The 18,161-nt window shown below is 72.0% G+C and carries 18 protein-coding genes; 12 read left to right on the top strand and 6 right to left on the bottom strand.

What is annotated here, in order from left to right; genetic code table 11:
* The first annotated feature begins 71 nt into the window (after positions 1 to 71).
* From ACZ6I3_RS09720 to ACZ6I3_RS09705, 4 genes are all read left to right on the top strand, one after another.
* The gene (locus ACZ6I3_RS09720) at positions 72 to 1,274 is read left to right on the top strand and encodes an amidohydrolase family protein (protein WP_469413274.1); all 1,203 of its coding nucleotides are present in this window, start codon (positions 72 to 74) and stop codon (positions 1,272 to 1,274) included.
* Entirely contained in the window at positions 1,275 to 2,408 is a 1,134-nt protein-coding gene (locus ACZ6I3_RS09715) for an acyl-CoA dehydrogenase family protein (protein WP_469413273.1), read from the top strand.
* A gap of 2 nt (positions 2,409 to 2,410) precedes the next feature.
* Positions 2,411 to 3,292 carry an acyl-CoA dehydrogenase family protein gene (locus ACZ6I3_RS09710; RefSeq protein WP_469413271.1) on the top strand — a complete coding sequence of 294 codons (882 nt, stop codon included), beginning with the start codon at positions 2,411 to 2,413 and terminating at the stop codon, positions 3,290 to 3,292.
* A 443-nt stretch (positions 3,293 to 3,735) separates the two neighbouring features.
* Complete coding sequence (locus ACZ6I3_RS09705) at positions 3,736 to 4,215, top strand: ATP-binding protein (RefSeq protein WP_469413681.1); 480 nt, start codon at positions 3,736 to 3,738, stop codon at positions 4,213 to 4,215.
* A gap of 413 nt (positions 4,216 to 4,628) precedes the next feature.
* On the opposite strand, the gene ACZ6I3_RS09700 is transcribed toward ACZ6I3_RS09705, so the two are convergent.
* Entirely contained in the window at positions 4,629 to 5,555 is a 927-nt protein-coding gene (locus ACZ6I3_RS09700; RefSeq protein ID WP_469413270.1) for a cyclase family protein, read from the bottom strand.
* 104 nt (positions 5,556 to 5,659) lie between these two features.
* Between ACZ6I3_RS09700 and ACZ6I3_RS09695 the strand changes: the two genes are divergently transcribed.
* The 3 genes from ACZ6I3_RS09695 (at position 5,660) to ACZ6I3_RS09685 (ending at position 8,859) form a co-directional block, all read left to right on the top strand.
* The gene (locus tag ACZ6I3_RS09695; RefSeq protein ID WP_469413268.1) at positions 5,660 to 6,574 is read left to right on the top strand and encodes an SDR family oxidoreductase; all 915 of its coding nucleotides are present in this window, start codon (positions 5,660 to 5,662) and stop codon (positions 6,572 to 6,574) included.
* 87 nt (positions 6,575 to 6,661) lie between these two features.
* Complete coding sequence (locus ACZ6I3_RS09690; protein WP_469413265.1) at positions 6,662 to 7,810, top strand: acyl-CoA dehydrogenase family protein; 1,149 nt, start codon at positions 6,662 to 6,664, stop codon at positions 7,808 to 7,810.
* On the top strand, positions 7,810 to 8,859 hold the full coding sequence (locus ACZ6I3_RS09685) for a Zn-dependent alcohol dehydrogenase (RefSeq protein ID WP_469413264.1): 1,050 nt from the start codon (positions 7,810 to 7,812) through the stop codon (positions 8,857 to 8,859). Before ACZ6I3_RS09690 ends, ACZ6I3_RS09685 begins: the two co-directional genes overlap by 1 nt.
* Here the strand turns inward: ACZ6I3_RS09685 and ACZ6I3_RS09680 are convergent.
* Entirely contained in the window at positions 8,849 to 9,871 is a 1,023-nt protein-coding gene (locus tag ACZ6I3_RS09680) for a GlxA family transcriptional regulator (RefSeq protein ID WP_469413262.1), read from the bottom strand. The genes ACZ6I3_RS09685 and ACZ6I3_RS09680 overlap by 11 nt on opposite strands.
* Before the next feature lie 72 nt (positions 9,872 to 9,943).
* Between ACZ6I3_RS09680 and ACZ6I3_RS09675 the strand changes: the two genes are divergently transcribed.
* The 3 genes from ACZ6I3_RS09675 (at position 9,944) to ACZ6I3_RS09665 (ending at position 12,938) form a co-directional block, all read left to right on the top strand.
* Positions 9,944 to 11,248 carry an MFS transporter gene (locus ACZ6I3_RS09675; protein ID WP_469413260.1) on the top strand — a complete coding sequence of 435 codons (1,305 nt, stop codon included), beginning with the start codon at positions 9,944 to 9,946 and terminating at the stop codon, positions 11,246 to 11,248.
* A gap of 119 nt (positions 11,249 to 11,367) precedes the next feature.
* Positions 11,368 to 11,775: a YciI family protein gene (locus tag ACZ6I3_RS09670; RefSeq protein ID WP_399017696.1), complete on the top strand. Its 408-nt coding sequence runs from the start codon at positions 11,368 to 11,370 to the stop codon at positions 11,773 to 11,775.
* A 17-nt stretch (positions 11,776 to 11,792) separates the two neighbouring features.
* Positions 11,793 to 12,938, top strand: coding sequence for an RNA polymerase sigma factor (locus tag ACZ6I3_RS09665; protein ID WP_469413258.1), 1,146 nt, complete (start codon positions 11,793 to 11,795; stop codon positions 12,936 to 12,938).
* A gap of 26 nt (positions 12,939 to 12,964) precedes the next feature.
* On the opposite strand, the gene ACZ6I3_RS09660 is transcribed toward ACZ6I3_RS09665, so the two are convergent.
* The 3 genes from ACZ6I3_RS09660 to cutA all read right to left on the bottom strand — a co-directional run bounded on the left by ACZ6I3_RS09660 (position 12,965) and on the right by cutA (position 15,324).
* Positions 12,965 to 13,441 (bottom strand): hypothetical protein, encoded by a 477-nt coding sequence (locus ACZ6I3_RS09660; protein ID WP_469413257.1) that lies wholly within the window; start codon positions 13,439 to 13,441, stop codon positions 12,965 to 12,967.
* Positions 13,442 to 13,584: 143 nt separating this feature from the next.
* Positions 13,585 to 14,835 (bottom strand): helix-turn-helix domain-containing protein, encoded by a 1,251-nt coding sequence (locus ACZ6I3_RS09655; protein ID WP_469413256.1) that lies wholly within the window; start codon positions 14,833 to 14,835, stop codon positions 13,585 to 13,587.
* 162 nt (positions 14,836 to 14,997) lie between these two features.
* A complete protein-coding gene (gene cutA / locus ACZ6I3_RS09650; RefSeq protein ID WP_469413255.1) occupies positions 14,998 to 15,324 on the bottom strand; it encodes a divalent-cation tolerance protein CutA in 327 nt (108 codons plus the stop codon).
* 100 nt (positions 15,325 to 15,424) lie between these two features.
* Between cutA and ACZ6I3_RS09645 the strand changes: the two genes are divergently transcribed.
* Both ACZ6I3_RS09645 and ACZ6I3_RS09640 read left to right on the top strand, forming a co-directional pair.
* Positions 15,425 to 16,279 (top strand): alpha/beta fold hydrolase, encoded by an 855-nt coding sequence (locus ACZ6I3_RS09645; RefSeq protein WP_469413254.1) that lies wholly within the window; start codon positions 15,425 to 15,427, stop codon positions 16,277 to 16,279.
* Between the two features lie 133 nt (positions 16,280 to 16,412).
* On the top strand, positions 16,413 to 17,534 hold the full coding sequence (locus tag ACZ6I3_RS09640) for a methyltransferase (protein WP_469413252.1): 1,122 nt from the start codon (positions 16,413 to 16,415) through the stop codon (positions 17,532 to 17,534).
* Here the strand turns inward: ACZ6I3_RS09640 and ACZ6I3_RS09635 are convergent.
* On the bottom strand, positions 17,531 to 18,157 hold the full coding sequence (locus ACZ6I3_RS09635; protein WP_469413251.1) for a flavin reductase family protein: 627 nt from the start codon (positions 18,155 to 18,157) through the stop codon (positions 17,531 to 17,533). The two genes, ACZ6I3_RS09640 and ACZ6I3_RS09635, sit on opposite strands and share 4 nt — an antisense overlap.
* Positions 18,158 to 18,161: the final 4 nt, after the last annotated feature.

Genomic DNA, 18,161 nt, shown 5'->3' with positions numbered 1-18,161 from the left:
GACGGGTCGTCAGGTAGGATGCTATCTGACGCGGCATCAGATAAGCATCAGTCCGGCGGAGGGGACGACCCATGGAGCGCGCGACCGAACTGCCCCGCATCATCAGCGTCGACGACCACGTGATCGAGCCCGCCCACCTCTTCGACACCTGGCTGCCGGCCAAGTACCGCGACCGCGGACCCCGGCCCCTGACCGCCGGGATCGGTGAACTCGCCTACGTCGCGGGCAAGTACCGGATCACCATGGACCCGGACGGCCCGCCCACCGACTGGTGGATCTACGAGGACCTCAAGTTCCCGTACAAGCGCAACATCGCCGCCGTCGGCTTCGACCGGGACGAGATGACCCTGGAGGGCATCACCAGGCAGGAGATGCGGCGCGGCTGCTGGGACCCGAAGGCCCGCCTGGAGGACATGGACCTCAACCACGTCGAGGCGTCCCTCTGCTTCCCGTCCTTCCCCCGCTTCTGCGGCCAGACCTTCGCCGAGGCGCACGACAAGGAGGTCGCCCTGGCCTGTGTACGCGCCTACAACGACTGGATGGTCGAGGAGTGGTGCGGGGACAGCGGCGGGCGGCTCATCCCGCTCTGCCTGATCCCGCTGTGGGACATCGGACTGGCCGTCGCGGAGATCCGGCGCAACGCCGAGCGCGGCGTACGGGCGGTGACCTTCTCCGAGATCCCCACCCACCTCGGGCTGCCGTCCATCCACTCCGGCTACTGGGACCCGTTCTTCGCGGTCTGCCAGGAGACCGGGACGGTCGTCAACATGCACATCGGGTCCTCGTCCCAGATGCCCGCCGCCTCCCCGGACGCACCGCCCGCCGTCCAGGCCTCGCTCAGCTTCAACAACGCGATGGCCTCGATGATGGACTTCCTCTTCAGCGGGGTCCTGGTGAGGTACCCGCGCCTCAAACTCGCCTACTCCGAGGGCCAGATGGGCTGGATCCCCTACGCCCTGGAACGCGCCGACGACGTCTGGGAGGAGCACCGCGCCTGGGGCGGCGTCCGCGACACCATCCCCGAGCCGCCGTCCACGTACTACTACCGGCAGATGTACTGCTGCTTCTTCCGCGACAAGCACGGCGTCGCGTCCCTCGACGTCGTCGGCCGCGACAACGCCACCTTCGAGACCGACTACCCGCACGTCGACTCGACCTTCCCGCACACCAAGGAAGTCGCCCTCGACCACGTCAAGGGCCTCGACGACGAGACGGTCTACAAGCTGATGCGCGGCAACGCGATCCGCATGCTCGACCTGGACCTCGACAAGTAGATGAACCTCACGTACAGCCCCGAGGAAGAGGAGTTCCGGGCGCGCCTGCGGGAGTGGCTCGGCACGGTGCTGCCCGCGCTGCCTCCCAAGCCGCCCCCCGACGACTGGCCCGCCCGCCGCGCCTACGACCTCGGCTGGCAGCGCAGGCTCCACGACGCCGGATACGCCGACGTCCACTGGGACGCCTCCCCGACCACCCGGCTCATCTTCCTGGAGGAGACCGAGAAGGCCGGCGCGCCCTATGTGGGCGCGGGCTTCGTGGGGCTGCTGCACGCCGGCCCGACCATCGCCGCCGAGGGCACGGACGGGCAGCGGGCGCGCTGGCTGCCGCCGATCCTGCGCGGCGAGGAGGTCTGGTGCCAGGGCTTCAGCGAACCGGAGGCCGGCTCCGACCTCGCGGCCCTGCGCACGCGCGCGTGGCGCGACGGCGACCACTACGTGGTGACCGGCTCCAAGATCTGGACCTCCCACGCGGAAGTCGCCGACTGGTGCGAGCTCTTGGTCCGCACGGACCCCTCGGCGCCCAAGCACCGCGGTATCACCTGGCTCGCCATGCCCATGGACGCCCCCGGCATCACCGTACGGCCGCTGCGCACGCTGGCCGGCTCCGCCGAGTTCGCGGAGGTCTTCCTCGACGAGGTGCGCGTGCCGCTCGCGAACCGGGTCGGGGACGAGAACGACGGCTGGCGCGTGACGATGGTGACGCTGTCCTTCGAACGCGGCACAGCCTTCGCGGGCGAGGTCGTGGCCTGCCGCCGTGTGCTCGCCGAACTGGCCGTCGAGGCCCGTAAGAACGGCCGCTGGGACGACCCGTCGCTCCGGCGCCGGCTGGGCAGGCTCAACGCCGAGTTCCGGGCGCTGTGGCGGCTCACGCAGTGGAACGTCAGCGCGGCGGAGGCCTCGGGCGGGGTGCCCGGGGCCGGCGGCTCGGTCTTCAAACTGCGGTACTCGCACGCCCGCCAGGAGCTCTACGACGCCGCCGCCGAGGTCCTGGGCCCGGACTGCCTCGACCTGGACCGGCCCTGGACGCTGGACCGCCTCTCCTCCCTCTCGTACACCATCGCGGCCGGTACCTCGCAGATCCAGCACGGCATCGTCGCCGAGCGGATCCTCGGCCTGCCGAAGGGACGGTGACCGTGCGTTTCCGGTTGACGGACGACCAGCGGGCGTTGCGCGACGGGGTGCGGCAGCTGCTCGCCCGGCGCTTCGACGCGGAGGCGCTGCGGGCCGCCGTGCGGGACCCGGTGCGACTGGACCGGGCGCTGTGGCGGGCCCTGGGCGACGCCGGGTTCTTCGCCCTGCGGCTGCCCGAGGCGGACGGCGGGGTCGGACTGGGGCTGCCCGAGGCGGTGTTGGTGTTCGAGGAGGCGGGGCGGGCGCTGCTGCCCGGGCCGCTGGCCGCCACCCACCTGGCGGCCGGTGCCGTACCCGGCGCGGCCACCGGGGAGACCGTCGTGACGGCCGTCGACGGCGGCCTCGCGGAGTGGCTGGCGGAGGCCGACGTCGTACGCGGCGACACCGCCGGAGCCGTGCCGCTGCGCTCCCTCGACCCGTTGACGCCCCTGCACCGCGTGCCCGGCGGCGCGGCGACGGCCCCGGACCCCGTCGCCGTCCTCCTCACCGCCGCGGAGCAGCTCGGCACGGCGGGCCGCGTCTGCGAGCTGGCGGCGCAACACGCCCGGGCCCGCGAACAGTTCGGACGGCCCATAGGGGCCTTCCAGGCGGTGGCACACCTGTGCGCGGGGATGCTGGTCCGGGCGGAGACGGCCCGCGCCGCGGTGTACGCGGCCGCCGTCACCGCCGACCCGGTCGACATCGCCGCCGCCCGCCTGCTCGCCGACGAGGCCGCCGTACGCGGCGCCCGCGACTGTCTCCAGGTGCACGGCGGCATGGGCTTCACCTGGGAGTCCGAGGTCCATCTGCATCTGAAACGCGCATGGGTTCGAACCCAACGTGCGGGAAGCGTCACGGAGAGTGAGGAAATCCTCGCGGCCGATCTGGCGGCCGGGGCGGCCTGACAGGCCCGCTGGCTGCGACATTGCCGACGATGCCCGAAAAGATGTCGCGGATTGTGGCATGCCGGAATTACGGAGAGTTGATACCGGGTCGTATCCGATGCGTGACTCGTAACAGCCCGGAGTCGGCGGTCCGCTCCGGTACCTTGTGTGAGATGCGAGTGGCTCAGAGCGCGGTGCGACCCAGGGGCGCGGCCTGTTCGACTCCCCGCGGTGAGCGTCGCACAGTATCCCGCAGGGGTACTCCTTCGCGCTGGAATATGCCCGAAGCGCTTGTTGGGGTGACTGTACGTCAACCATGCTGTCCCACAAGGGATTCACGGTCCGTGATCCTTGTCCCGGCCGTTGTTCTGGCCATGCAGAAAATGGCTACGATCGTGGCCCTCGTGAGGCGCGAGCCTAAGTGTCCGCCGGTTCGGATGGTGTGAGCGGTGCAGGTGCTTCAAGTGCAGCTGGAGATCCGGCCCGACCCCGCAGAGGTGGGGCGTGCCAGGCGGTGGGCCCGCTCGCGCCTGGCCGGGTCGGGCATACAGGCCGACGAACCGCTCGCCGAGACGCTGATCCTGCTCGTCTCCGAACTCGTCACCAACGCCGTGGTGCACACCGGCTGTCCCGCGGTCCTGCTGCTGTCCCTGCCGCACGCGGTGACGGACGAGGCCACGGTGCGTCTCGAGGTCGCCGACCGCAGCGGCCGGGCCCCCGTGCCCCGGTGCGCTGACGACGACGCGACCGGCGGCCGGGGTCTCGCCCTCGTCGACGGCCTCGCCGACCGCTGGGGCTGGAGCGTCGAGAGCACCGGCAAGCGCATCTGGTGCGAGCTGGACCGGTGCGCGAAGTCCGGTGAGGTCACGACGTCGTGCGGAGGGGGCGCGGCGGCGTACGGCGGCGGGACGTCCTTCGAGGGGCTGGCCTACGAGGCGGTGTAGGGCCGGACCCTTCAGACCGGGGCGGCACATGCCGCGGGGTCTTGCGGCGAAGTCGGGGCACGGGTGCACGGCAGGCCGGCCGGTTCCGTCAGGGCATGCGGCGATGCGCCGGGATGTGCTTCCGTGCGCGCCTACGGCACACACCGCATAAGCGACAAATCACCGAACCGGGTGTTGACGCGCCGTGACCGTGTGTTCACGCTGGTGAGCAGCGATTCGCCGTGAGGGGACGGCGAGGGCGTCGGTGACGGTGGCCCTCGGCGAGTGTGAGTCGTGATTCGGCGTCGGCTCCCTTCAGGGCCAGGGGAGCCGGGGCGGGAGCGCCGGAGATGGATGGCGGCGCACGCTGCCGTGCTCGGGGCGAGCAGCGGGGCGCCGCCATCCAGCTTCAGTGGATCCCTGGGGGCGATGCCCTAGAGAACGGCGACCGGTGCCACCGGAGACCCGGTCGCCCCGGCGAACGGCTCGGGCGTCGCCGTCAGCAGGAAGGCGTAGCGCCCCGCTTCTCCACAGGCTGTGGACAACTTTTCGAGATTCCAGTTCTGGCCCTGTGGCATCCCCATCTCCACGAGGTCGAGGGCGTGCACCGGCAGCCACAGGCCGTCCACCTCGGGCGGGAACACCTCGAAGGTCAGGGTGTCGTTGGCGACGGCCGCGACATCGCGCGCGTGGAACCACTCCGGCGTCCGGATCGACAGTCCCGGCGACGGGTAGGCGTAGCCGTGCCGGTCCCCGGCCAGGCAGACCTGGACCTGCCCGGTCCGTACGAGCACGATGTCGCCGGCCCGTACGCGCGTTCCGGCCAGTTCCTCGGCGGCGTCCAGGTCCTCGGGGGTGACGGCGTACCCGCCGTCGAGCCGGTCCGTGCCCCGGGCCCGGGCGACGTCGAGCAGGACCCCGCGCGAGACGAGGTGCCGGACCGTGCCGATGCCGCTGAACCCGGCGCCGCCGTGCGCCGTGACGGAGCCGGCCGGGCGGCCGTTGTAGATCCGGCCCGAGTGCGAGACATGGGGCAGCGCGTCCCAGTGGGTGGCCGCCTGCAGCCCCATGGTCACGGCGTCGTCGCTGCACGCGACCGTGCCCGGGCCGAACAGCTCCTGGTTGATCTGCACCATGACGTGCAGGGGGTTGACGCGTCCCGGGATCATCCCGGTCTGTACGCCGTCCTGCTGGAGGGGCAGCGCGAGGGGGACACGGCGGCCGGTGCGGACGGTGGCCGCGGCGTCCCGTACGACCTCGTCGGTGATCAGGTTCAGTGTGCCCAGCTCGTCGTCGGTCCCCCAACGGCCCCAGTTGTTCACGCGCTTGGCGATGTCGTGGAACACGTCCGGCAGCGACATGAGTCCTCCCCGGGGCTTGTCTTCCCGTATCTGACGGGTCGTAGAATTCGGGAACCTGAAATCTAACGGTCCGTCAGAAACCGTGGGACGGGAAGGGGCCGGGCGTGGGTAACTTCTTGGCAGGGAAGGTCGTCGCCGTCACCGGCGCCGGGCGGGGCATCGGCCGGGCGGTCGCGCTCGCGGCGGCGTCCGAAGGGGCGAAGGTCGTCGTCAACGACTACGGCGTCTCCGTCGACGGCGCCTCGCCGACCAGCGAGATAGCCGAGGGCGTGGTCAAGGAGATCGAGGCGGCCGGCGGGGAGGCGGTGGCGGTCGCCGACGACATCTCCACCATGGCGGGCGGACAGCGGGTCGTCGACGTGGCGCTGTCGTCGTACGGGCGGCTCGACGGGGTGGTCTGCGTGGCCGGGATCCTGCGCGAGCGGATGCTGTTCAACATGACCGAGGAGGAGTGGGACCCGGTCGTCGCGACCCATCTGAAGGGCACGTTCACGGTGTTCCGGGCGGCCTCGGCGGTGATGCGGAAGCAGCGGGCCGGGACGTTGATCGGGTTCACCAGCGGGAATCACCAGGGGTCCGTGTCGCAGGCCAACTACAGCGCGGCGAAGGGCGGGATCATCTCGCTGGTACGGAGCGCCGCGCTGGGGCTGCACAAGTACGGGGTGACCGCGAACGCGGTGGCGCCGGTCGCGCGGACGCGGATGTCGGCGGGCGTTCCGATGGAACTGGCGGAGATCGGGGAGCCGGAGGACGTCGCCGCGCTGGTGGTGTATCTGCTGTCCGACGCGGCGGCCCGGGAGGGGATCACCGGGCAGGTGTACACCGTCGCCGGGGCGAAGATCGCGGTGTGGGCGCAGCCGAGGGAGTTGCGGGCGGGGTTTGCCTCCGGCGGTTGGACCGTGGAGAAGGTCGCGGAGTTTCTGCCGGGGTCGGTGGGGGTGGATCCGATGCCGTTGCTGGAGCGGGTGCGGGAGGGGGAGCGGGCGGCGCGGGAAGGGGAGCGGCCCAACGCCCAGTAGCTCGGGGGTGCGTGTCCGTATGGCGGGTGCGGGTCGAGTGTGGCTGTTCGCGCAGTTCCCCGCGCCCCTGAGGGAGGGACGAACCTCATGGATTTTGGGTTCACGCGTGAAGACGAGGACTTTCGCGGCGAGGTCCGTGAATGGCTTGCCGCGCATACCGGGGGTACGGGCGACCGACGCGCATGGGAGCGGACGCTCGGGGCGGCCGGGTGGATCGGGCTCGGGTGGGGTGCCGACGGGTATGGGAACCGGCGGGTCGGCCTCACGCGGCAGGTCGTCTGGGCCGAGGAGTACGCGCGGTCGGGGGCGCCCGCGCGCTCCGGGCACATCGGGGAGAACCTGCTCGCGCCCACGCTGATCGCGCACGGCACCGAGGAGCAGAAGGCCCGGTTCCTGCCTCCGATCGCCGCCGGTGACGAACTCTGGTGCCAGGGGTACAGCGAACCCGGTGCCGGTTCGGACCTGGCAGGGGTCCGTACCGCGGCCGTGCGCGAGGCGGGCGGCCGGGCGTATCGGGTCACGGGGCAGAAGATCTGGACGTCGCTGGCGCACGAGGCCGACTGGTGCTTCGTGCTCGCCCGTACCGAGGCCGGGTCCCGCAGGCACCGCGGGCTGAGCTTCCTCCTCGTCCCCATGGACCAGCCGGGCCGCATCGAGGTCCGTCCCATCCGGCAGCTGACCGGTACCAGCGACTTCAACGAGGTCTACTTCGACGGCGCCCGCGCGGAGCAGGTCGTCGGGGGTGAGGGTGACGGCTGGCGCGTCGCCATGAGCCTGCTCGGCTTCGAGCGGGGCGTGTCCACGCTGGCCCAGCAGATCGGGTTCGCCCAGGAGTTCGAGGACGTCGTGCGGGCGGCCTTGGAGTCGGGGGCGGCGCGGGATCCCGTCGTACGGGAGCGGCTCGTACGGCAGTGGGCCGAACTGCGCACCATGCGCTGGAACGCCCTGCGCACGCTGGGCGGTTCGGGCGACGCGGGGGCGCCGAGCGTGGCGAAGCTGCTGTGGGCCGGCTGGCATCAGCGGCTGGGGGAGCTGGCGGTGCTGGTGCGGGGCACGGCGGCGAGTGTGGGTCCCGCCGGCTGGTCGGCCACGGCGCCGTACGAACTGGACGCGGCACAGCACCTGTTCCTGTTCTCCCGGGCCGACACCCTCTACGGCGGCTCGGACCAGATCCAGCGCACGATCATCGCCGAGCGCGTGCTCGGCCTGCCCAGGGAGCCCAAGGGAGCCGTGTGATGCGAGGCGTGATCTTCGACGGGAAGCAGGTCCGGGTCGTGACGGACCTGGAGGTGCGGGAGCCCGGGCCGGGTGAGGTGCTGGTCGCGATCCGGGCGGCCGGGCTGTGCCACAGCGATCTGTCGGTGGTGGACGGGACCATACCCTTCCCGGTTCCTGTGGTGCTGGGCCATGAGGGGGCCGGGGTCGTGGAGGCGGTGGGTGTGGGCGTCACCCATGTCGCGCCCGGTGACCATGTGGCCCTGTCCACGCTGGCCAACTGCGGGACGTGCGCGGAGTGCGACCGGGGGCGGCCGACGATGTGCCGGGGCGCGATCGGGCGCCCGGGGCGGCCGTTCAGCCACGACGGCCTGCCGGTGTACCAGTTCGCGGCGAACTCGGCCTTCGCGGAGCGCACGGTGGTGAAGGCCGTGCAGGCCGTCCGCATCCCCGAGGACATCCCCATGGCGTCGGCGGCGCTCATCGGGTGCGGGGTGCTGACGGGGGTGGGCGCCGTACTGAACCGGGCGCGGGTGGACCGGGGCGACAGCGTGCTGGTGATCGGGACGGGCGGGATCGGGCTGAACGTGTTGCAGGGGGCGCGGCTCGCGGGCGCCCTGCGGATCGTGGCCGTAGACGCCAACCCGGCGAAGGAGGAGGTGGCGCGGCGTTTCGGCGCGACGGACTTCCTCACCTCGACCGAGGGCGTGCGGGACGTCCTCCCCACGGGCGCGGACCACGCCTTCGAGTGCGTCGGCCGGGTGGAGCTGATCCGCCAGGCGATCGACGCGCTGGACCGGCACGGCCAGGCGATCCTCCTCGGCGTGCCCCCGGCCACGGCCGAGGCGTCCTTCCGCGTCTCGTCGATGTACCTCGACAAGTCCGTCCTGGGCTGCCGCTACGGCTCCTCCCGCCCGCAGCGCGACATCGCCCTGTACGCCGACCTGTACCGCGAGGGCCGGCTGCTGCTCGACGAACTCGTCACCCGGACCTATCCGGTCGAGGAGTTCGAGAGGGCGGCGGCGGACGCGGAGGCGGGGCGGGTGGCGCGGGGGGTGCTCACGTTCTGACGGACGCCTTCCGGTCCTTTTCGGCCCGGAAGGTCCGCCGGTAGGCGGTGGGGGTGACGCCGAGTGCCGTCTGGAGGTGCTGGCGCATCGACTGGGCCGTGCCGAAACCGGCGTCGTGGGCCACCTGGTCGACGGAGAGGTCGGTGGACTCCAGCAGATGCCGGGCCCGTTCCACGCGCTGCTGGGTGAGCCACTGGCCCGGGCTGACGCCGGTCTCCTCGCGGAAGCGGCGGGTGAAGGTGCGGACCGACATGGACTCCTGGGCGGCCATGTCACGCAGCTGGACCGGCTGGTGGAGGCGGCCCAGGGCCCAGGCGCGGGCGGCGGTGGTGGACGCCTGCTGCGGATCGGGCACCGGCCGTTCGATGTACTGCGCCTGCCCGCCGTCGCGGTGCGGCGGTACGACCGTACGGCGGGCCACGTCGTTGGCGACGGCGGCACCGTGGTCGCGGCGCACCATGTGCAGGCACAGATCGAGGCCGGCCGCGACGCCCGCGGAGGTCAGCACGTCACCGTCGTCGATGAACAGCACGTCCGGGTCGACCTCGACCCGCGGGAAGAGCCGCTGGAGGCGTTCGGAGTCGGCCCAGTGGGTGGTGGCGGGGCGGCCGTCGAGCAGGCCCGCGGCGGCGAGGACGTAGACGCCGGTGCAGATGGAGGCCAGCCGGGTGCCGGGCCTGAGGTGGGCGAGGGCGGCGGCGAGTTCGGCGGTCAGCACGCCGTCCTCGTAGACCGGGCCGAGTTCGTACGACGCCGGGACGATCACCGTGTCGGCGGTGGCCAGGGCCTCCGGGCCGTGGGGGACGTGGATGGTGAAGTCGGCGTCCGTCACGACCGGGCCGGGCGGGCGGACCGAGCAGGTCACGACCTCGTACAGGTGCCGTCCCCGGGCGTCCTTGGGGCGGCCGAAGATGCGGTGCGGGATGCCGAGTTCGAAGGGGAGCAGTCCGTCGAGGGCGAGGACGACGACGCGGTGGGGCCGGAAGCCGGGGTCTGCTGCGCTCGCTGCCATGGCCCGATCCTAACGAATACTGTCCTTCGGGCCACTCGCTGCGTCCCGGGCGCGGATCGGAAGCTCTATGACGTGACCCAGACAAGCCAAGCCCCCGCAGTCGTGGAGCAGCCGTCGAAACCGAAGCGCAGGCGCGTGCACCGCGCCTGGTTCGTGGCCGCTGTCACCTTTGTGACGATCATCGGCGCCGCGGCCTTCCGTTCCGTACCGGGTCTGCTCATCGACCCGCTGCACGACGAGTTCGGCTGGTCACGCGGCACGATCGGGGCCGCGGTCTCCGTCAATCTCGCGCTGTACGGCCTGACGGCCCCGTTCGCGGCAGCCCTGATGGACCGCTTCGGCATCCGCCGGGTCGTCGCGGTCGCCCTGACCGTCATCGCGCTCGGTTCCGGCCTGACCGTGTGGATGACGGCGGCCTGGCAGCTGATGCTGTGCTGGGGGCTGCTGGTCGGCCTCGGCTCCGGTTCCATGGCGCTGGCGTTCGCGGCGACCGTCACCAACCGCTGGTTCACCGAGCGGCGCGGCCTGGTCACCGGCATCCTCACCGCCGCGTCGGCCTCGGGCCAGCTGATCTTCCTGCCCTTGCTGGCCAGGATCATCGACCGCTACGACTGGCGTCCGGCGGCCGTGACGGTCGCGCTCGCGGCGCTCGTGGTCGTGCCGTTCGTGTGGCTCCTGCTGCACGACCACCCGGCCGACGTCGGCCAGAAGCCGTACGGAGCGACTGAGTTCGTACCGAAGCCGGCCCCGGTGACGGGCGCCGCGCGCCGTGCCGTGTCCGTCCTCTTCTCGGCCGCCCGCACCGGCCCGTTCTGGCTGCTCGCCGGTACCTTCGCGATCTGCGGTGCCTCCACCAACGGCCTGGTCCAGACCCACTTCGTGCCCGCCTCCCACGACCACGGCATGCCCATCACGGCCGCGGCCTCGCTGCTCGCGGTCATCGGGATCTTCGACGTCGTCGGCACGATCGCCTCCGGCTGGTTCACGGACCGCTTCGACGCGCGCCGCCTGCTCGCGGTCTACTACGCCCTGCGCGGCGTCTCGCTCCTCTTCCTCCCCCTGCTGCTGGCGCCCTCGGTCCACCCACCGATGATCTTCTTCATCGTCTTCTACGGCCTCGACTGGGTCGCCACCGTCCCGCCCACCCTCGCCCTGTGCCGGGAGCAGTACGGAGAGGACAGCGCGATCGTCTTCGGCTGGGTCCTCGCCTCCCACCAGGTGGGCGCCGCCCTGGTCGCCTTCCTCGGCGGCGTCGCCCGCGACGCGTTCGGCTCGTACGACGTGGTCTGGTACGCGTCGGGGGCGCTGTGCGCGGTGGCTGCGCTGATGGCCCTGGTGATCCGGCGGCGGGCGGGGGAGGTGCCGGTGGCGGTCTGAGACCTCGTTTCCACAGGGCCCGAAAAAAAGTCGGACGAGGATGTCGAGAACCCGCGTCCGGCTCCGTCCCCGGTGTGAACGCGACCACAATGGGTCGCACGAGCACCGAGGAGACCATCATGGCGAAGTACCTGCTGCTGAAGCACTACCGCGGCGCCCCGGCTCCGGTCAACAACGTCCCGATGGACCAGTGGAGCCCCGAGGAGATCTCGGCGCACATGCAGTACATGAACGACTTCGCGGCCCGGCTGGAGAAGACCGGCGAGTTCGTCGACGGCCAGGCGCTCGCCCCCGAGGGCGCGTGGGTCCGCTACGACGGTGAGGGGCGCCCGCCGGTCACCGACGGACCGTTCGCCGAGACCAAGGACCTCATCGCCGGCTGGATGATCATCGACGTCGACAGCTACGAGCGTGCCGTCGAGCTGGCCGGGGAGCTGTCCGCCGCCCCTGGCGCGGGCGGCAAGCCGATCCACGAGTGGCTGGAGGTGCGCCCGTTCTACGGCGTGCGGACCACCATCACGGAGTGAGGCCACAGGTGTCCGCGATGGACGAGGTTCTGCTCAGGAGCCTCACGCCGAGCGTGCTCACCGTCCTCGTCCGCCGCGGAGCCGACTTCGCGGCGGCCGAGGACGCCGTGCAGGACGCGCTGGTCGAGGCACTCCGGGTCTGGCCGGCCGACCCGCCGCGCGATACCAAGGGCTGGCTGGTCACCGTGGCCTGGCGCAAGTTCCTCGACGCGACCCGGTCGGACCTCGCACGCCGCCGGCGCGAGGACCGGGTCGAGGAGGAGCCGGCGCCCGGCCCGGCGCCCGCGCTGGACGACACGCTCCAGCTCTACTTCCTGTGCGCCCACCCGTCGCTGACCCCGGCATCGGCGGTAGCGCTCACCCTGCGCGCCGTCGGCGGCCTCACCACCCGCCAGATCGCCGAGGCCTACCTCGTGCCCGAGCCGACCATGGCGCAGCGCATCAGCCGGGCCAAGCGCACGGTCTCCGGTGTACGGTTCGACCAGCCCGGGGACGTGGCCACCGTCCTGCGCGTCCTCTACCTCGTCTTCAACGAGGGCTACTCCGGCGACATCGACCTCGCCGCCGAGGCCATCCGCCTCACCCGGCAGCTCGCGACCGCGATCGACCACCCCGAGGTGGCCGGTCTCCTCGCCCTCATGCTGCTCCACCACGCCCGGCGCGCCGCCCGGACCGCGCCCGACGGCAGCCTGGTGCCGCTGGCCGAGCAGGACCGGGGCCGCTGGGACACGGCATCGATCGCCGAGGGCGTCGCGATCCTCCAGGCCGCCCTCGCCCGCGACCGCCTCGGCGAGTTCCAGGCCCAGGCCGCCATCGCCGCCCTCCACGCCGACGCCCCCGTCGCCGAGGAGACCGACTGGGTGCAGATCGTCGAGTGGTACGACGAGCTCGCCCGCCTGACCGACAGCCCGGTCGTCCGGCTCAACCGCGCGGTCGCCGTGGGTGAGGCCGACGGACCGCGCGCCGGCCTGGCCGCGCTCGCCGAACTGGACGCCTCTCTGCCCCGCCACACGGCGGTGGCGGCGTACCTCCACGAACGCGACGGCGACCTGCCGACGGCCGCCCGCCTCTACGCCGAGGCGGCCCGGCTGGCCCCCAACCTCGCCGAACGCGACCACCTGACACGGCAGGCGGCACGGCTCAACGCGGGGCGGGGTGGCTGAGGGGGCCCGTGGAGCTGCCGTGTCGCTCACGCTTCCGGCTCCGTGGTCAGGCAGTGCCGGGCGGCGGCGATCAGCCGGGCGACCTTCAAGGGCCTGCACAGGGTCGGTGCCGACTCCATCGGCACCGACCAGTACGTGGCGCGAGCGCCGGTGCATTCCACGGCGTCCGCTCTGGGGACTCCGAGGTAGCTGCCTTGGCCCAGGCACTCCACGTCCAGGGGCCTCCAGTCGTCGACGGCCTGACGCCAGGTTCTCGGCATGGTCGGGGGTACGAGGGCGTAGTAGCGGAGGTGGCGCGGATCGCAGATGACCGGGCCGTCGTCGAGGGCTTGGCGCATGAACTCGTCGAGTTCCGAAGGCTCGGTGCTGTCCGCCAGGGCGAGTACGAGGCGGCCGGGGATTCGTACGGCGGAGAAACCGATGCCGAGCGGGAGCATGGTTACGGCGTGCTGCTGCCATTCCAGGCGGGCGCGGTCACGGCTCGGTGCGGGGAGTGTCGCCAAGAGCGAGTGTTCGGCGGGGTGTAAGGCTGTGCGGCTGTGGTTGTTCGGCATGCTCGGGCCTTCCCGGTCACGTGCGTTCCGTTTCACGCCGTGACCGTAGAAGCGCTGCTACCTCGGCAGGGGCACAGTTTGTGCCCCCTTGCTCACGCTGAGAGAAGACCGAGCTTCACCGCGAGCCCCGAGGCGCGGCGCCTGCGCGCTGGGGACTTCGCCTCGGTCTCCTCCAGGACGATGCGTTTGGCGTAGCCGTTGTACTTGATCGTCTCCGGGGCTGCTTCGTAGGCCTGGTTGAGCGTCGCGAGGGCCACGTCCGGCTGCCCGTCGAGATGGTAGGCGCGAGCCTCTTCGATGCGATGGCGAGCTCGTCGAGGCCGCGACGGGATGGTTGCCGCGTCGGCGGCGGCCGCCTGCCGTACGGATTCCCCGCCGGCGTGCGTCTCGACGGCGATGGTCACGGCGTGCGCGCCCATGATGCCGCGCGAGAACGACGTCACCGGGTGGTAGTAGGCGGCCGGCAGGCGGGTCGCCATGTCCCGCGCCAGGTCCCAGTGCCTCCAGGCTGTGCCCGCCTCGCCACGGCGGGCTGCCGTGTATCCGGCTTCGAAGGTGAGGGCGCCCGTGATCGCGAGGACGTCGTCGGTCGCGTTCGGCAGCAGTGGTTCGAGGTAGGCCAGCGTCCCCATCGTCACGGCGTCGGCAGCGTCGAAGTGCGCGGGGCCGCTGTCGCGGTGTGCCTGAGCGGCGAGCCACGCGGCGACGCCGATCGCGTGCGGGTCCTCGGACTCCTGGGCGGCGGTCAGGGCACGGTCGGCGACGCGCCACAGCAGCGCCGGGTCGGGCTGGTAGGCGCAGAAGAACTGCGCGAGGGAGTACACCTCCGCGAGGACGGCCTGTGCCGCGCGCCGCTCCGGTCCGGAGTCGGCCTGCCGTGCCGCGGCCTGCGCGTCGCGGATCAGGTCCGGCAGCAACTCGCCGATGACCTCACGGTGGTTCGGGGCCGAGTGCCGGGCGGCCCAGGCGCGTGCGAGGCGAGCGCGGAGGTGCTCGGCAGGAGGTGCCTGACGCTCGGTGGTGAGCGGGAAGGCATCGACCGCCGACTTCACCTCGGGGAGGCGTGGGTGACCGGGGCCGGTGAACAGACCGACCCGCACGGACTGGTCTCCAGTGAGGTCCGAGAGGTCCCGCAGGCGGAGGATCTCGGCGATACGCAGGATCACTTCGAGCTTGGGCGTCTTGAGGCGGCCCGTCTCGATCCCCTTGACCCAGGAACCGGACCGGCCGACGAGGCCACCGAGTTGCTCGCGGGTGAGGCCCTTGCGGGTGCGCAGAATCTGGAGTCGTGGCCCGAAGACCAGCGGGTCGGCGTAGGGGTCCGGGGTGGCGTCAGATGGCACGGTCTCGCCCCTTCTCGGTCAGCGTCCACTGTCAGGGTATGGGGCGGGGCACTTGTGTGTGAGTGCTCTGCGACGCTCCGCACTCGGCGAGGACGGTCCAGGGCATGCTCCTTTCGTGGGGCGATGGCATGGGCACAGGTGCGAGCGGCGGATGCCTCTGAGCTATGCGGGCGGCGTGGTGTTCGCGGCGATCCATTCCAGGCACCTCTTCGAGCCGGCCTCGATCGGCACGGCCGCGATCTCCGGGGTCTGCCACGGGTGGTGCTTCAGCAGGTGGGCCTCCAGCTCCGGGTAGCGGGACCGGGTGGTCTTCAGCAGGAGCTGCCACTCCTCCCCGGTGCCGAACTCGCCGTCGTGCCAGAACGCCGACGTGACAGGGCCGATGATCTGCGCGCCGGCCGCGAGTCGCTCGGCGACGACCGAACGGGCAAGTTCAACGGCCTGGTCATGAGTCGGTGTCGCGGTCGATACCTGGAGAAAGTCAGCCATGCCGGGAGCGTAGGCGGCGGCCAGATGTTCAGGAAGGCCATCACTGAGCGGCGTAATTCGGTGTTCGAGGGGAGGTGGATCGGCCTACGGTGAGGCCCATATGACTCTTCTTCATGTGCATGACTACGGGGGCGATGGCCCACAACTGGTTCTTCTGCACGGGTTCGGGCGGTCTCTCGTCGACTGGAGTGCCTCGGCGGCTCAGCTCACCGACGGGCATCGGGTTCTCGGTGTCGATCTGCCCGGGCACGGGCGTTCTCCCGATAGCTCACCCTGGGTGCTTTCCACCGTGGTGCGGGACATCACCGACACGCTCGACGCGAACGGTGTGACCGAGGCCGTCGTGGTGGGGCATTCGCTCGGAGGGCTGGTCGCCGTCGAGTACGCCCGGGCGTATCCGGAGCGTGCGCGTGCCGCCGTGAATCTCGACGGGTTCTGGTGGCCGCGGGAGTATCCCGGTGCCGAAAAGGTGACTGAGGGGCTGCTGGCGTCGGTCGGGGCCGTTGCACCGGAAGGGTACGTCGAGCAGCAGGTCGCCAACTCCGCGCGGTTCGGAGTGCCCGCCGACCGTGCGGAGGCCGCTGCCCGCGCGGCGGCGCGCCCGCTGCCGGACGGCACCTGGCAGACGCTGCCGGGACGGGCCGCGGCGCTGGAGATCGTCGACGAACTCCACCGGCTCGGCGCGCACGGTGTCGCCGCCTGGCTGGACGGGGTGGACCGCCCGCTGCTGCTGGTGCAGGCCGGGCGACGGCTGCCGCCCGCGCCCGGCATGGAGTGGTTCGACGAGTTCAGCGCCCGGTTCGCCCGAGAGGTCTCCGACGAGCTGGCCGCCCTCTCCCGCGCCCGGCCGATGGTCGGCGTCGAGCGGATCGACGCCACCCATCCCATGATCCTCGAGGCTCCTGACGCGGTGGCGATGCTGGTCGGCGGGTTCGTTCGGGCCCTGCCCGGCTGAAAGATCCGGCACACTGAGCCCAGCTGCTTCGCCGCATCGAGAGGTCCGTCGACGACACTCGGCATGGTCCTCGGCGACGTGGACGTCGTGACTCAGCACGCTCGTCCGCGCCCGATCTTCCGAGGAGTACGCCGTGTCCACGATCCACTGGACCGAGACCGAACCCCGTTCCGCCCGCTGGCACTCCGAGTCCGGACTGCCCCTGCCCCGCACGGTCGTCGTGGCCGACGACCGGATGCGGGCCGCCGTCGCCTACCGGCTGGCCTGTGAGGGCACTGGGCTGTTGTGGCGCGGGGACTTTCACAACGCGCGGCAGTTGTTGAGTGCCTTGGACCGCCGTGTCGGGCGTACCGCGCCCGGCGCGGCGGACACGACGGCCGACACCTTCCGGTCGCAGCGCCGGTTTCGTGCCCACCGTGCGCGCGTGATGGGCAAGTTGCTGGTGCTGCTGGACGCGGATCAGGGGCTGGACCTTCGCAGGGCTCCCGATGTGCGCCGGGCGGTCGCCGAGGCGTACGGGGCGTTCGACGGGCCCGTGGCCGTCGCCCTCTCCGAGCTGCTGGGTGTGATCAGTGCCCGGCAGTGGCGGGAGAAGGGCGTGTTCGTCCCGGCGCTGGAAGCGGTGGTTCACCCGCACTACGGGGTGTTCGCGCCCACCCGGAGCGAATACGTCGATCTCGTCGCGCAGGCTCCGCTGCCGCGAGGCGGTGACGTACGGGTCGCCTTCGACCTGGGCACCGGAACGGGCGTGCTCGCCGCCGTGCTGGCCCGGCGGGGCGTCGGGCAGGTCGTGGCGAGCGACGTCAGTGCGCGGGCCCGGGCGTGTGCCCAGGACAACGTGGGGCGGCTGGGGCTCTCGGGGGTGGTCCGGGTGGTGAGCGGGTCCGAGCTGTATCCCCCGGGGCGCGCCGACCTGGTCGTGTGCAACCCGCCCTGGATTCCCGGCCGACCCGCCTCCGACCTCGACCTCGGTGTGTACGACGCGGGCGGCGGCATGCTGCAGGGCTTCCTGAGCGGGCTCGCCGGGCGGCTGGAACCCGGTGGTGAGGGCTGGCTCGTGTTGTCCGACCTCGCCGAGCGGCTCGGGCTGCGCAGCCGTGACGAGCTCCTCACCGCCGTGGAGGAGGCCGGGCTGCGGGTGGTCGGCCGCTCGGACACGCGTCCGCGTCACCCCCGTGCGCGGGACACGGACGATCCGCTGCACGCCGTACGGGCCGCCGAGGTCACCTCGCTGTGGCGGCTGGCCGTCGGCTAGCCCTCCGTCAGCCGCGCGAAGCGCCCTCGGTGGAACAGCAGCGGTCCGTCCGGGGAGTCCGTGCCGGTGCCGAGGGCCGTCACCCTGCCGACCACGATCAGGTGGTCGCCGCCGGTGTGGACGGCGTGGATCGCGCAGTCGATCCAGGCGACCGTGCCGGAGAGGCGGGGTGAGCCCGAGACGGGTGCCCTGTCGTACGCCACGCCCGCGAACTTGTCCGCGCCGCTCACCGCGAAGGAGCGGCACAACTCGCCCTGGCCGGCGCCCAGGACGTTGACGCAGAAGCCGCCCGCGCGGGCGATGCGCGGCCAGGTCGTCGACGTACGGCCGACCATGAAGGCCACGAGCGGCGGGTCGAGGGAGAGGGAGCTGAAGGACTGGCAGGCGAAGCCGGCGGGGGCGGTGCCGGGCGTGGCGGGGGGTGCCGTCACGATCGTCACGCCCGTCGCGAAGTGGCCCAGGACGCGGCGGAATTCCTGCCGGTCCAGGGGTGCGCGCTCGTCCTCGCGCACGCAGCGCAGCTCCGGGCGCGGCAGCGGTTCCACGGGCCGTGGGCCCGGGTCCGGAGCGCGGGTCGACCTGAGGTAGCGAACGGCGGCTTCCGCCATTCCTGCTTGTCCCATCACG

Source organism: Streptomyces sp. NPDC041940 (assembly GCF_055589465.1).
The sequence above is the reverse complement of the archived record's forward strand: the minus strand, read 5'-3'. Positions and strand labels throughout refer to the sequence as shown.

Bases quoted from the DNA above. Each gene is read 5' to 3' on its own strand.
- ACZ6I3_RS09665 (WP_469413258.1), top strand. From the start codon at position 11,793: ATGGACGAGGTTCTGCTCAGGAGCCTCACGCCGAGCGTGCTCACCGTC.
- ACZ6I3_RS09690 (WP_469413265.1), top strand. From the start codon at position 6,662: ATGGATTTTGGGTTCACGCGTGAAGACGAGGACTTTCGCGGCGAGGTC.
- ACZ6I3_RS09680 (WP_469413262.1), bottom strand. From the start codon at position 9,871: ATGGCAGCGAGCGCAGCAGACCCCGGCTTCCGGCCCCACCGCGTCGTC.
- ACZ6I3_RS09700 (WP_469413270.1), bottom strand. From the start codon at position 5,555: ATGTCGCTGCCGGACGTGTTCCACGACATCGCCAAGCGCGTGAACAAC.
- ACZ6I3_RS09715 (WP_469413273.1), top strand. From the start codon at position 1,275: ATGAACCTCACGTACAGCCCCGAGGAAGAGGAGTTCCGGGCGCGCCTG.
- ACZ6I3_RS09645 (WP_469413254.1), top strand. From the start codon at position 15,425: ATGACTCTTCTTCATGTGCATGACTACGGGGGCGATGGCCCACAACTG.
- ACZ6I3_RS09635 (WP_469413251.1), bottom strand. From the start codon at position 18,157: ATGGGACAAGCAGGAATGGCGGAAGCCGCCGTTCGCTACCTCAGGTCG.
- ACZ6I3_RS09670 (WP_399017696.1), top strand. From the start codon at position 11,368: ATGGCGAAGTACCTGCTGCTGAAGCACTACCGCGGCGCCCCGGCTCCG.
- ACZ6I3_RS09685 (WP_469413264.1), top strand. From the start codon at position 7,810: ATGCGAGGCGTGATCTTCGACGGGAAGCAGGTCCGGGTCGTGACGGAC.
- ACZ6I3_RS09720 (WP_469413274.1), top strand. From the start codon at position 72: ATGGAGCGCGCGACCGAACTGCCCCGCATCATCAGCGTCGACGACCAC.
- cutA (WP_469413255.1), bottom strand. From the start codon at position 15,324: ATGGCTGACTTTCTCCAGGTATCGACCGCGACACCGACTCATGACCAG.